Source organism: Nonomuraea recticatena, assembly GCF_039533245.1.
In the GTDB taxonomy this organism is placed as follows: Bacteria; Actinomycetota; Actinomycetes; order Streptosporangiales; family Streptosporangiaceae; genus Nonomuraea; species Nonomuraea roseola.
This window is the reverse complement of sequence record NZ_BAAATE010000004.1, coordinates 417,478-429,408: the sequence shown is the minus strand read 5'-3', so window position 1 is coordinate 429,408 and position 11,931 is coordinate 417,478. Positions and strand designations below refer to the sequence as shown.

The 11,931-nt window shown below is 67.0% G+C and carries 14 protein-coding genes and 1 pseudogene; 11 read left to right on the top strand and 4 right to left on the bottom strand.

Going from position 1 to position 11,931, the window contains the following annotated elements; genetic code table 11:
• The first annotated feature begins 3 nt into the window (after positions 1-3).
• The 6 genes and pseudogenes from ABFX50_RS11005 (at position 4) to ABFX50_RS10980 (ending at position 5,633) form a co-directional block, all read left to right on the top strand.
• The gene (locus ABFX50_RS11005; RefSeq protein ID WP_346145706.1) at positions 4-198 is read left to right on the top strand and encodes a hypothetical protein; all 195 of its coding nucleotides are present in this window, start codon (positions 4-6) and stop codon (positions 196-198) included.
• Positions 199-218: 20 nt separating this feature from the next.
• Positions 219-566 (top strand): annotated as a pseudogene (locus tag ABFX50_RS11000) (TadE/TadG family type IV pilus assembly protein); the annotation flags it as partial.
• Between the two features lie 14 nt (positions 567-580).
• A complete protein-coding gene (locus ABFX50_RS10995) occupies positions 581-988 on the top strand; it encodes a TadE/TadG family type IV pilus assembly protein (RefSeq protein WP_346145551.1) in 408 nt (135 codons plus the stop codon).
• Positions 985-1,374 carry a pilus assembly protein TadG-related protein gene (locus ABFX50_RS10990; protein ID WP_346145549.1) on the top strand — a complete coding sequence of 130 codons (390 nt, stop codon included), beginning with the start codon at positions 985-987 and terminating at the stop codon, positions 1,372-1,374. Before ABFX50_RS10995 ends, ABFX50_RS10990 begins: the two co-directional genes overlap by 4 nt.
• On the top strand, positions 1,371-3,779 hold the full coding sequence (locus ABFX50_RS10985; RefSeq protein WP_346145547.1) for an AfsR/SARP family transcriptional regulator: 2,409 nt from the start codon (positions 1,371-1,373) through the stop codon (positions 3,777-3,779). Before ABFX50_RS10990 ends, ABFX50_RS10985 begins: the two co-directional genes overlap by 4 nt.
• 156 nt (positions 3,780-3,935) lie before the next feature.
• Positions 3,936-5,633, top strand: a complete 1,698-nt coding sequence (locus ABFX50_RS10980; protein ID WP_346145545.1) for a recombinase family protein — start codon at positions 3,936-3,938, stop codon at positions 5,631-5,633.
• Here the strand turns inward: ABFX50_RS10980 and ABFX50_RS51815 are convergent.
• Positions 5,608-5,736: a ScoMcrA-related endonuclease gene (locus ABFX50_RS51815; protein WP_487047380.1), complete on the bottom strand. Its 129-nt coding sequence runs from the start codon at positions 5,734-5,736 to the stop codon at positions 5,608-5,610. The two genes, ABFX50_RS10980 and ABFX50_RS51815, sit on opposite strands and share 26 nt — an antisense overlap.
• 12 nt (positions 5,737-5,748) lie before the next feature.
• On the opposite strand from ABFX50_RS51815, the gene ABFX50_RS10975 reads away from it, so the two are divergent.
• The gene (locus tag ABFX50_RS10975) at positions 5,749-6,642 is read left to right on the top strand and encodes a phosphorothioated DNA-binding restriction endonuclease (RefSeq protein WP_346145543.1); all 894 of its coding nucleotides are present in this window, start codon (positions 5,749-5,751) and stop codon (positions 6,640-6,642) included.
• Positions 6,643-6,721: 79 nt separating this feature from the next.
• On the opposite strand, the gene ABFX50_RS10970 is transcribed toward ABFX50_RS10975, so the two are convergent.
• Positions 6,722-7,279, bottom strand: a complete 558-nt coding sequence (locus ABFX50_RS10970) for a DUF6461 domain-containing protein (RefSeq protein ID WP_346145541.1) — start codon at positions 7,277-7,279, stop codon at positions 6,722-6,724.
• An 89-nt stretch (positions 7,280-7,368) separates the two neighbouring features.
• Here ABFX50_RS10970 and ABFX50_RS10965 point away from each other — a divergent pair, with 89 nt between their 5' ends.
• Positions 7,369-7,833 (top strand): macro domain-containing protein, encoded by a 465-nt coding sequence (locus ABFX50_RS10965; protein WP_346145539.1) that lies wholly within the window; start codon positions 7,369-7,371, stop codon positions 7,831-7,833.
• Here the strand turns inward: ABFX50_RS10965 and ABFX50_RS10960 are convergent, their stop codons facing one another.
• Together ABFX50_RS10960 and ABFX50_RS10955 are read right to left on the bottom strand one after the other, a co-directional pair.
• A complete protein-coding gene (locus ABFX50_RS10960; RefSeq protein ID WP_346145538.1) occupies positions 7,834-8,757 on the bottom strand; it encodes an HNH endonuclease in 924 nt (307 codons plus the stop codon). It lies immediately after the preceding gene.
• A 39-nt stretch (positions 8,758-8,796) separates the two neighbouring features.
• On the bottom strand, positions 8,797-9,402 hold the full coding sequence (locus ABFX50_RS10955; RefSeq protein ID WP_346145536.1) for a class I SAM-dependent methyltransferase: 606 nt from the start codon (positions 9,400-9,402) through the stop codon (positions 8,797-8,799).
• Positions 9,403-9,776: 374 nt separating this feature from the next.
• Between ABFX50_RS10955 and ABFX50_RS10950 the strand changes: the two genes are divergently transcribed.
• The 3 genes from ABFX50_RS10950 to ABFX50_RS10940 all read left to right on the top strand — a co-directional run bounded on the left by ABFX50_RS10950 (position 9,777) and on the right by ABFX50_RS10940 (position 11,893).
• Positions 9,777-9,926, top strand: coding sequence for a hypothetical protein (locus ABFX50_RS10950; protein ID WP_346145534.1), 150 nt, complete (start codon positions 9,777-9,779; stop codon positions 9,924-9,926).
• Between the two features lie 418 nt (positions 9,927-10,344).
• Complete coding sequence (locus tag ABFX50_RS10945) at positions 10,345-11,157, top strand: hypothetical protein (RefSeq protein ID WP_346145532.1); 813 nt, start codon at positions 10,345-10,347, stop codon at positions 11,155-11,157.
• A gap of 397 nt (positions 11,158-11,554) precedes the next feature.
• Complete coding sequence (locus ABFX50_RS10940; protein WP_346145530.1) at positions 11,555-11,893, top strand: hypothetical protein; 339 nt, start codon at positions 11,555-11,557, stop codon at positions 11,891-11,893.
• Positions 11,894-11,931 lie beyond the last annotated feature (38 nt).

The following is an 11,931-nucleotide window of genomic DNA, read 5'->3' as shown; positions in this document are numbered from 1 at the left end:
GACATGTTGCTCCCGCTAATGGCTCGGTTCGATGCTCACCTCGAGCGGGCAAGACAGGCGGCCAAGAAGCGCCCGGACGCGGGCTACTCCACGGAGACCGTGGTCATGGTGGCGATCCTGGTCACGATAGCCATCGCGGTGGGTGCGATCCTGATGAGCAAGCTCATCGCGAAGGCGAACTCGCTCGACCTCGGGTAAGCGATCGGGGTGCGGCCACCGCGCAGGTGGTGGTCACCTTCCCGTTCGTCATGGTGCTGATCCTGCTGGTCGTGCAGTTCGCGATGTGGCAGCACGCGGTGCACGTCGCGGAGACGGCGGCGGCAGAAGGGCTGGCGGTGGCGCGCGCGGACGGGGGAAGCGCGGGGGTCGGCCAGGCCAAGGCGTCCACGCTGCTGTCGCAACTGGGCCGGTCGGTGCTGCGGTCGCCGTCGGTGTCGGCGTCCCGTACGGCTGACGCCGCCCGCGTGGAGATCTTCGGGGTGGCACCGGTCGTGGTGCCCTTCCTGGAATTGCCGGTGCACGCGGTGGCGGCCGGACCGGTGGAGCGGTTCCGAGGTGACCCGTGAGGGCTGACTCTGAGATGGCGCGCGAGCGGGGATCGGCGACGGCTGAATTGATCCTTCTGACGCTGTTGCTGTTCGTGCTGGCCTTGTTCGCGGTGGCGGCCGGGCGGTTGGTGAGCGCGCGGCTGCAGGTCAACAACGCCGCGCACCAGGCGGCACGGGCTGCGTCGATCGAGCGAACGCCTGGTGCGGCCGGTGCGGCGGCGCGGGCGGCTGCCGACGCGGCGCTGGCGGGTGAGCGAGTGACGTGCGCGAGCCGGCAGGTCAACGTTGGGCTTGGCTCGTTCCGGCCTGGCGGGAGCGTGACGGCGACGGTCACGTGCCGGGTGAAGCTCTCCGACGTCGCGCTGGTACGGATTCCGGGGAGTACGGCGCTGACCGCCTCTTTCGTGGTCCCGATCGATTACTGGAGGTCTTCGCGGTGACCGGGTTCGTGGTGGCCATCGTCGGGGCGTTGTTCCTATTGGCCGGGCTGGTGGTAGACGGCGGGCTGGCGCTGGGGGCGAGGGTTCGGGCGTTGAACGAGGCGCAGGAGGCTGCTCGGGCAGGGGCGCAGCAGCTTGATCTCGCGGTCTACCGGCGCGATGCCTCGGTGCGGCTGGACGCTGGGAGGGCACGGGCCGCCGCGCTGGCGTACATCGCGGCCACGCCGGACACGGCGAGCGTCTCGGTCTCGGGTGACCGGGTGACGGTGGTGGTGCGGGCGGTGCAGCGAACGCAGATCCTCGGGCTGGCGGGGCTGGGATCGATCGCGGTGTCCGGCCGGGCGACGGCCGAGGCGCAGCGTGGGGTGACGGAGGTGATCCGGTGAGAGCGCTGATGATGCTCGGCCGCGGGCTGCGGGTCCTGGGTGCCGGCGCGGTGCTCGTCGCGATCGAGGGCGGCGTGCCGTACATGCTCGTCCGGTTCGCGTGGATTCCATTGCCTTCGAAGGTGCCTTCGTGGGCCGAGATCGAGCGGCTGCTGGTGAACCCGATCTCGGACGAGCTGCTACTCGGGGTGCTTGCCGTACCGCTGTGGCTGCTGTGGGCGGCGTTCTCCGTAGCCCTCGCCGTCGAGATCGCCGGGTTGGCGCGTGGAATCGAGATCCACGTTCCGCTCCTGGGGCCGTTGCAGAGCATGGCGGCGGGTTTGCTGGGGTCGATGGCGATAGCCGTCCTGCCGATCGATCTGCGCGCGGCGAGCGTCCCGATCCCACCCGTGGTGGTCGAGCAGGCAGCACATGCGCGGGCTGTTCTACCTGTGGCTGACGAACCTCGCGAACGGGTTCACGTCGTCAGGCCTGGGGAGAGCCTGTGGAAGATCGCCGGGAAGCGGCTTGGCAGCGGGACCAAATGGCGGAAGCTGTGGCAACTGAACGCGCACCACAGGCAGGTCGACGGGCAACAGTTCACCGACCCTGACCTCATCCAGCCGGGCTGGCGGCTCCGGCTACCCGCCGTACTCCGCAAAAGCCCGCCCACGCCGGCCGTGGTGGCCGAGCCGCCCAAGCCCACGGCTGAACGGGCACAGCCAGCGGCGCCTTCGGCTACGGTGCTCGTCACCATCGATGTGCCGTCCGGCGGGGTGGTCGCGATGTCGGCGATCGCCGGGATGTGCGCTGCGCACGCTCTCGCACGGTTCCATCGTCGACGGCGCAGGGTGCCACCCGCAGCCACAGAGGACATCACGATCACTCCCGGGCCTGAGACGCCACCGGTCATTGAGGCTGCTCGCCGGGCCTTTCGAGAGTCGTTCCATGAACGGGACGAGACACCTCCCTCCGACCTGGACCTGATCCGCATGACCTCCGCGATCGAGGTACCTGACACCGTGGTCATCGGCGCCTCGGCGGACGGCTCACCGCTGCGCCTACCTCTCTCCGGTCTCGCGCTGGGCCTGACCGGGCCCGGGGCCGATGACGTGGTCCGGGCAGTGCTTCTGGATCTACTTCATCAGGCTGGCAACCTCCGCGTGGAGGTCGTCACCTGTACGGCGGACGCGACCCGGATTGGTATGACGCATGCCGTACCGGGGCTGACGATCCTGGGCTCTCCGGTCGCTGCGCTGGATCGGTTCGAGGAGATCCGGTTCACCCGGCGGCGCGTTCTCGCTGAGCGCGACGCAGAGCATGTTGCGGAGCTTCGACGCTCTGACCCTGGTGAGGTACTGCCCGCCGTGGTCCTCGTTCTTACGCCGGGGGACGACGTGACGTCCCGGCTGCCTGTCCTGCTGGAGGCACGATGCGGGCTGGGCGCCCTTGTCCTGGGCGAGTGGCCCGCCGGGGCGGCCTACCGGGTGGAAGCCGATCACCGGGTCGCCGCGGTGCCCGGCGATGGCATCAAGTCCTTCATAGGAGCCAGCCTCATCCGTCTGTCCTCCGGCGACCTGGCCGATGCGCTTCGCAACCTTGGCGACGCCCAAGAGGAGGAGCCAGCGACCCACTCGGAAGTCGCCTCGGGCGAGTGGACGCACTCGACTCCGGTCTGGGTGCGGGTCCTTGGACGGCCCGCGGTCTGGGTGAAGGGCCACGACCGTCCGCTGCGAGTTCGTGGGCTCAAGCTCTCACTGCTGCTCTACCTCGCCCTTCATCCGCAGGGTGCCGCCAAGGAGGCGATCTGCGAGGCCCTGTGGTCCGGGAAGCCTCCTGGGCACGAGTTCCACAGTCTCCTTCGACACCTGCGTGGGGTGCTGGAATCCGCCAGCGGCCAGAACGGCTTCGTACTGGCCATGGACAACGAGACGTATCGCGTCGACTCCGGCAAGGTGGGCTACGACCTGTGGGAGTTCCAGCAGGCCGTACGGGATGCCCGGACCGCTCCGGACGTTCCGGCGCGAATCCGAGCTCTCGAACGTGCTGCCGAGCTGTGTGGCGGGGAGCTTGGCAGCGGCCTCACCGAGGAATGGATCCTGGAGGAGCAGTATCCGCTGACCCTTGCTCAGGTGGATGTCCTCACCCAGCTGGCGGAGCTGGTTGACGACCCCGAGCGGAAAGTAGAGCTGCTTGACCAGGCCCGCCGCCTCGATCCGGACACGGAGGAGATCTGGTGCCGGATGATGCGGCTCCAGCTGAGTCTCGGGCTCCGGGATCGGGCCAGGCATACCGGCCAGCTTCTGACAGCCCACCTGCGTACGCTCCAAGCCGAGCCGCTGCCTGCTACCGCCGAAGTTCTCGCGGCAGCACTGGGGCTGAGGGCTCGGTCGAAGAAGCCCGAGCGGGGACGAACGAGTGGCTGAGCAACCGCATGACCACCGGAAGCCGACTCGCAGGCGTGCACTCAGGGTTCAGATCGAGATCATTACCGTCGACGGCCTTCAGGGTGAGGTGCTCGAAGTGCATCAAGCCGAGGTGGTCGCGGAGATCCTTGCGTCCGTGTCCAAGCGGCAGCGCCCATGAACTTCCCCTGGAACGACACCGATGTCACGGCTTCCAGCGGGGTTCCGCTCGCCGTGGCCTGGTTGGGTCGTACCTCAACGGACGACCGTCAGGACCCGACTCTCTCCCTTCCCCGTCAGCTCACGGCCGCCCGTAACGCCCTCCCCGGCGAATGCCTGATCGTCGCCCATTTCTACGACGTCGAGTCGGGCCGGATGGACCTCGACGCGCGGGGGCGTGGACAGGCACACGAACTACTCGACATCCCCATCGCCAGAGACGGCGGCATCCAGGATCTGCTGGCAGAGGCGGAGCGTCCCGACCGCCGATTCGCCGCCGTCATCTGCGAGTCCGTGGAACGGGTCGCCCGGCGGACCTACTTCGGCACCAAGATCGAGTACGAGCTGGAACAGGCCGGGGTGATGCTCCTGGCCGCTGATGAGCCCATGCCCCAACTCACCCCGCCTCGCGGCGGACGAGCGCGGAAACTGGCGACCCCGGTGCTCACGCGCCGGGTCAAGCAGGCCGTCGCAGAGTGGTACGTCCTGCAGATGCTGGAGCTGTCCTGGGACGCCTTCTGCGAGCACACCGAGCAGGGCTGGAACGTCGGCAAACCCTGCTACGGCTACCGCGCCAAGAAGGTCCCGCATCCGGTCGCCGCCAAACTAGCCGAAGGGCGGAGCAAGAGCCGTCTGGTGCCTCACCCGGTCGAGGGGCCGACGGTGACGCACATCTTCATGCTCCGTGCCGTTCAGAGGCTGGGATACGACGCCATTGCCGACCGGCTGAATCTGGAATCGGGGAAACACCCGCCGCCCACGCCAGCAGATCCGCGGCGGGCACTGGGCCGATGGAGTGGCTCAGCTGTACGGGAGATCCTGAAGAATCCCAAGTACACCGGCTACATGGTCTGGAACCGCCGGGCCACGAAGCAGGGCGGCAAGAACAATCCGCCCAGCGAGTGGATCTGGTCGCCCCGGCCGACTCACGAGCCGCTGGTCACCGAGGAGGTGTTCCAGGCGGTGACATCGACCAGCCGAAGCCGTCGGGGCTCGCGATCGACGGCGGGTATCAGCAACCATCCACAGGCTGCCCGCGTTTACGTGCTCCGCTCCTACATCTTCTGCGATTTCTGTGAGCGGCGGATGTACGGCAAGAGCCGCATGGGGATCCCCTACTACGCCTGCGAGCCGGATATGCGGTCCCAGAAGGATCGGGGTGACTGGCACGCCCGCCACCCCCGGAGCCTGTGGATACGAGAGGACGACCTGCTCGATCTTGTCCACAAGTTCTTCGCGGAACATATCTTCAGCGCGCAGCGGGTGAGGAAGTTCGTGCCAGACAACGTCGTCCCAGAGCGGTTGAGGAAGGAACTCCTCGATCTGGAGCGCCGGCTGGACAATGTCCTGGTTCAGGTCGAGGGGCACATCCCCACAGGGGATGAGGAGATCGATCGGGATTTCCGCGCGCAGCTCCAGGCGCGCTTCGCGGATCTGGCCCGAACCCGCAGGACGAAGGCTGAGGAGGCTGCAGCGTGGGCGGTGAATGGTGGCCTTGGTGGCGATCTGGAGCTGCTCAACAAGTCGTCGAACCTGGCCGCCTTGGACGAGGAGCTTCAGCGCAAGCTGTTCGACGCCTTCAACCTGGAGCTCCGCTATAGCGGCGACACCGACGAAGTCCTGATCAGGGTCACGCTCGGGAACTGTCCGGAGTAGTGACGCTGAAGCCCAGTTGGGACAGGACTCGGGCGACGGTCGCGTTGCCGCCGGAGAACTCCGAAGGCTTCAACGGGCGGCCGGTGACAGGGAAGATCGTCATACACTGCGAGTCGTGGACTGGATGGAGCGGATCGCCGGAATTCGGCGCTGGACGCGAGGCGGGGAGCGGGCGCCACACAAACCGCTCCTCCTGCTGTACGCCCTGGGCGCCTTCCAGCGCCACGGCAACCGGCCGATCCCTTTTAGCGTCGCGGAAGCGGAGCTCAAACGGCTGCTCAAGGAGTACGGCCCGGCCCGCGACACTAGCCCCGGGTATCCCTTCCACCATCTGACCAGCGACGGGCTGTGGCTGGTGGACACCACCACCGGTCCTGGCAGCCCCGGCCCTGAACTGGGCCGCCTGCGGGAGAGTCAGGCCGTGGGCCGTCTGCACCCGGATCTGGCGCGCGATTTGTCCGAAGAGCCGCAACTTCTGGCGCGGGTTGCCCGCTACCTCCTGGACGCCAACTTCGCGCCCTCCCTCCACGCCGAAATCTGCCTGCTGGTCGGCCTGGACTTGGAGACCCTCGAAACCGCTGCAACGACAGCCTCGAGCGGCGCCGCCGTACGACGGGATCCGGCGTTCCGTGAGCGGGTGCTGATGGCCTACGAGTACTGCTGCGCGTTCTGCGCCTATGACGGCTGGCTGGACGGTGCCGCGGTCGGGCTGGATGCCGCGCATGTGCGCTGGTGGGCCTTCGACGGGCCGGACATCCTGGGCAACGGGCTGTGCCTGTGCAGCATCCACCACAAGTTGTTCGACAAGGGCGTGCTCGGCCTGACCACCGACCGGACGATCACCGTTTCGGCCAGGTTCGTCGGCCGTACAGCCGCCGCTCGCGACATGGTGTTGTCCCTGGCCGGTCGGCCCGCCCGGGAACCGCAGTCCGGTCTGGAAGGTATCGAGGCCGCTCATATCGACTGGCACGGCCGTCAGGTCTTTCGCCTCCCGGCCCGCAACGGCTGAGCGCTACTCTTCGCCGAACGGAGTGTCGCTGATGATCTATTCAGCCCGACGCAGTCGCCGTGTCCGCTCCACGGTGTCCTCAGGCCAGGTGGGCGGTCGAGCCGATGAGGACGGGATGCTCGATGGCCTCAGGCGTCAGCCGTACCCCGGTGACCCGTTCGGCCAGTGCGAACGCCTGATGGATCGGATCACCCCAACCGTAAGCGTCGACATCCTCGGTGGGTATGCCGAGCTCAGCCATCCGCGCCAGGAGCCGGTCGGGGTCTGAGCCTGAGCGGGAGCCGGGGAAGTCGGGTTCGAACGCGGTCACCACCTGACCGTCGGCCGCGTAGACGAACTTGCGGTCCATGTTGATGCTGCCGAACACCGCCACCGTCACGGTCCCCGGGGACAGCAGCCCGCTCACCGTATCGCTGGTCCCGACGAAGCCGCTGAACTCCACCAGAATGGTGCCTCCGTCGACCACACTCGCGCAGATCGCCTCCTCGTCGAAGTTATCGCCGGCCGTGGAATCCGGGACGACGCCCAACCGATCGAACGTCTCCTGCGGCGTCAGGCCCCGGACGAACGTGACGCAGAACGTCTCGGCCAGACCCGAGTCGTGATCGTCGAACCATGCGTAGTCCTCGGCGGTCATCAGAGTCTCCTCTTCAGAGGGTGTCAGCGGGAGGATCCTGCCAGGCGGCTCCGACAGATCTGTCGGACCTCTCGCCTAGGGTTTCGCCCGTGCTCTCCTACGTGACCGGCGACGCGACCGCCCCACTCGGCGGCGGCCCGCGGATCATCTGCCATATCTGCAACGACATCGGAGGCTGGGGCCGCGGCTTCGTTGTCGCCCTGTCCCGCCGCTGGTCCGGGCCCGAGGCCGCCTATCGCGCCTGGCACCGCGAAGGCTTCGACCTCGGCGAGGTGCAGGTAGTCCAGGTCGAGACCGGTCTGTGGGTGGCCAACATGATCGCTCAACACGGCATCCGTCCCACCAGCGCGGGCCCGCCCATACGCTACGACGCCCTTGACCGCTGCCTGGCCGCCCTCGCCGTCCAGGCCGCCGAACTGGGCGCGAGCGTGCACATGCCCCGCATCGGCTCTGGTCTCGCGGGCGGCACCTGGGACCGGATCGAACCCTTGATCATCGACAATCTGGTACGGCATGGCATGTCAGTGACCGTTTATGACCTGGAGCACGTCTGATCAGGATCGTTGGAACACCTCGTCCAGGTGCCATTCCAACGCCTGACGGTCTGGCCGGTCCTGCGGCCGGTGCGGGACGGCGATCTCGCTTCCTGCCCGGCGGTAGAACTCCTCGCCGTTGCCGAACTCTTCGCGCAGCCGGGGGCTGACCAGCAGCCGATGCCGGGGATCGACGGCCAGGTAGCCGCGGTCGTACAGGGTGTGCACGTCCGAGCGCAGTAACAGTCCGTTGTCCAGGCGGTGTTCGCCGCCACTGGTGAGGGGGCGGATGTGCGCGGCCTGCAGCACGGGGCGGATCTTGTCACCGGTGATCGCGCAGCGCCGGTCGTAGGCGTGCAGCACCACGGCCTGGAAGGCCTGCTGGCCGAGACGCCGCGGGGCCAGGCGGGGGTCGCCGAAGACCGGGCCGTCGCGATGCCACGGCTCGGACAGGTCAATGCCGGCGCCGATGCCCATCCGGCCCAGGAGGCCGTGGAAGTACGGCGCGGCGGCATGGGCGGCCAGGTCGTAGCTCTTGCCCTGGACGATGTTGGAGGCGAAGGCCGGTGCGAGGCGGTCGTCGGGGAAGAACCAGACGTCGCGGATGATGACGCAGCCGATGACCGGGTCCTCGCCGGGCGCGATTGGCTGGGCGCGGTACTTGCTCAGCTGTTCGCGCATGAAGGCCAGGCTGTCGGAGCCGTTGCCCTGGCCGAAGAACTCCCACGCCTCCGACACCCGCAGCGGGGCAAACCCGCTGAAGAATCCGCCGCCGACCACCTGGTTGTGCGGGTGATGGGTCTTGAAGAAGAACGGCTCGCCGTGGGCGAGCACGCGGAACTCGCGATTGCCAGACGGACGCCAGAAGTTGACCTCGTTCAGGGCGGGCCGGGCGGCGAGGAAGCGGTACCAGCCATGATCCGTTACCCCGACATATGCCTTCACGCGCCTATTGTTCACGCAGATGATCTCTGCGGCCAGGGGTCAGGCGGACTTGCGCATGAGCAGCGCGCCGCCAGTACGCTGCCCGCCCGCCTCGGACTGGCGGATCACCCGGGCCACCTCGGCGAAGCCCGCTTGGCGGCCGAGGCCGGTCAGCCGGTCGACCGGCCAGCGGTAGGCACGCACGACCTTATGGTCGAAGGGTTCGACCTGCGGGCCTTCGAAGAAGCCCAGGAGTAGATGTCCGCCGGGGACCAGGATCCGGTGCATCTCGGCGAGCATGCCGGGGAGGTGCGCGGGTGGGGCGTGGATGATCGAGTACCAGCTCAGGACTCCGCCGAGGGAGGAGTCGGGCAGGTCGAGCGCGGTCATGTCGCCGACCTCGAAGCGCAGCTGTGGATGGGTGTGCCGGGCGATGTCGATCAGGCGTGGTGACACGTCGATGCCGAAGACGTTGACGCCCAGGCCGTGGAGGTGGGCGGCCATGCGGCCGGGGCCGCAGCCGAGTTCGACGACCGGGCCGTCCACGAGTTCGGCGAAGACACCGAGGAGCGCTCGATCCAGCGGATCTTCCTCCAGCTTGCCGCGGACGAAGTCGGCGTAGGCGTCGGCGAGGGTGTCGTAGGCGTCGCGGACCTGAGTGGGCATGGTTGAGGACGATAGCCGCACGATGTCGCTGGCGGCCAGGGTGGGAAGCAGGTGCTGCTCTTATGTGAGGTCGACGTGTCTCGGTGTGGTCCGTAGCCACGTCTTCGTCCTACGCCGGAGATGTCCCATCGAGTAGTGCGCGTGTCCCTACGTGTTCCTCGATGTCACCGTGACGTCCGCGCTGGCCGATCGTCTACTGGCAGCGGAAGACATTCGGCGACGTGGCGGAGAACGAGATGAAGGCGGTTGGCGCATTTCACGGGGCTCATGCCGCCGCGGCTCGGCCGGGACACGTCGCGATCAATTGGACCACGCCGACGCCAAGATGCAACAGGATCAGTGTCCGTAGGCACACCTGCGAGTGCGTTCCTGAGGTGTTCGAGCTCTGTCAGGCGGGTGGGCTGCGCTTCATTCGCCGCACTGTGCGGGAGGCGGGGGCCGTGGTCGTGCACGAGTCGGACTGGGCGGTCAGCGCGGTGGCCGGGCGGTTGTGGGAACTCCTCTTGGGCGGCCACGCCCGCTGACGGCTACCCGTCGGGAGCGCGTGCCGCAGCACGCGAGCCGGGGCGTGCGTCGGGCTGTCTTGGGCGGGAGGGGGCGCCGGGAGTGTTTCCCCAGGCCAGCTGGGCTGCTTACCCTCCGGGCAGAACCCCGACTGGTGGGCAGGAAGGATTCCCCACCTTAAAGGCGCGAGGTTCACGGGTAATTGCAGTCGGCTTTATCGATGCAGCGTTAGTATCTTCCATTCACTCCATATTCAAATTCCTCCATTTATCGCTCGATTCGTTACTCGCTCTGTCATTTCTTGTGCGGCTCTGACCTGCGGAAACTCATTAAAGAATGGCCGGAATTCCTTGATTTGATCTCCTCTTTGAGGTTCAATTGAATTAACAGAAGAAAAGGGCGGCGCGCGGCGCGTGTCGCGGGAGAACGGATCGAACCATGGGGAGAGGAACGCCCGGCAAGTACGTCCCGTCAAACGTTCCCGGCGCAACGCTTGAGCCGGAAGACATGGCGCGCGTTACGCCGGAAGACTGGGCGGAAATTCAGAAGCTGTCGCGCGGCTACTGCCGTACCGTCGACGCTACCCGTTCGCGCAAGCGGATGGATGGAAGCGCAACTGTCGTCAAGGGCGGATACGCCCCGTACGGCACAGACGACGTGTCGGACGACGTCACTCAAGACGCCGTGCTCATGTTCGCTCAGCGACTCCGGGACATCATGGCCAAATGCGCGCCTGCCCCGGAAAGCACGCCCACAGCTCAGGCGTGGATCTATGTACGGCGCGACGGCGGCGAAATGGTCATCACGCGTACGACTCTCAAGCGCTGGGCGGTGCGGGATGCCGCCGCGCGCAACGGCTACCGGGTGGACGTACCCCCGGAGGGGATCGACGCCACGCCGGGCGCACAGCTCATGTGCGGGCTTCCCCACGTGCAGAGAGTCACCCATGCGGCACTTGCGTTCTGCGCTGCTCAGAACAGCGCGACAGTCTTCCGTCAGGCTTTCGGCGACGGTTCGGACTTCCCCGTGCTCACACAGGTCTACGACGTAGCCGCTCAGGCGGATGATCTGGGGCGGGCGGGCGTGCTGGCGTCCACAGCTCAGCGGATCCACGGGGGTACGTACGGCTCGCGCCGCAACGTGATCCGGGTACGGGATGCCGCGAGGGAAGAGTGGCGAGAGCTGTCGGCGCGCCTTGACGGCGCCAGAGACGCTCTAGTCTACGTCAACGCAGAACCGATCGGCGACTGACCGAACGGCGCTTTACGGGGCCCTAGAGCCATTCTAGGGCCCCCTTTCGTTGCCCGGATAGTGGAGTTCGCGGACGAAATAGTCTTCAATTGATGGACGCTTGGGCGACATCATCGCCCGTATTTTAGTGAGAGAAGAAGGCGCCGAACATGCGGCACGGCGGCGCTCTCACCGGCGGTAAAGCTGTGCGCGTATTAGTGAAAAGCGCGGACGGTTGAGCCATTCCGGTGCCCGCATTTATGTGAGAGCAGATTCCGCTCTCACTGCCCGGTCGTCCATCGAAATGACCGGCGCGAAATATTTCTGATCGGCCTGTGAACGGTGTAGCGGACGCGCGCCCCTGAATGTGGCCCGGATCGTACGGATCCGGGCCGTGCCGTACACAGGGAGTCTCGTGATGGAGATCGGTCAGGCGCTCACCAACATGATCAAGTCCGAGCTGGAATCCAAGGTGTTCTCCACCGGATTACAGGGGTTTCACGGCTGCGGCAAGATCACCGTCGAAGGGGTCCGGTACCAGGCGTCGTGTCAGGCCGTGCTGGTGGGCTCGAAGGATGACCCGTCTATATCCCTGCTCGCGTCACTGGAGGAGATCTCCGCTGCGCTCGCGGGACTGGTGGTGGACGGGCTTCAGGCCCGGCGGTTCAGCACGGGCCGGACCGGATTCCGGGCCGACGGCAAAGTTCAGGCCGGTGGACAGAGATTCCAGGCGTCGGTTCAGGCCGTCCGGCTGTGAAGAAGTGCGTGCCGGGATGTCGCGCGTCTCCCGGCATG

What these genes read in the sequence shown, in the direction of transcription:
- ABFX50_RS11005 (WP_346145706.1), top strand. Translation starts at nt 4, where the DNA reads ATGTTGCTCCCGCTAATGGCTCGGTTCGATGCTCACCTCGAGCGGGCA.
- ABFX50_RS10995 (WP_346145551.1), top strand. Translation starts at nt 581, where the DNA reads ATGGCGCGCGAGCGGGGATCGGCGACGGCTGAATTGATCCTTCTGACG.
- ABFX50_RS10980 (WP_346145545.1), top strand. Translation starts at nt 3,936, where the DNA reads ATGAACTTCCCCTGGAACGACACCGATGTCACGGCTTCCAGCGGGGTT.
- ABFX50_RS51815 (WP_487047380.1), bottom strand. Translation starts at nt 5,736, where the DNA reads ATGACGATCTTCCCTGTCACCGGCCGCCCGTTGAAGCCTTCGGAGTTC.
- ABFX50_RS10970 (WP_346145541.1), bottom strand. Translation starts at nt 7,279, where the DNA reads ATGACCGCCGAGGACTACGCATGGTTCGACGATCACGACTCGGGTCTG.
- ABFX50_RS10955 (WP_346145536.1), bottom strand. Translation starts at nt 9,402, where the DNA reads ATGCCCACTCAGGTCCGCGACGCCTACGACACCCTCGCCGACGCCTAC.
- ABFX50_RS10945 (WP_346145532.1), top strand. Translation starts at nt 10,345, where the DNA reads ATGGGGAGAGGAACGCCCGGCAAGTACGTCCCGTCAAACGTTCCCGGC.
- ABFX50_RS10940 (WP_346145530.1), top strand. Translation starts at nt 11,555, where the DNA reads ATGGAGATCGGTCAGGCGCTCACCAACATGATCAAGTCCGAGCTGGAA.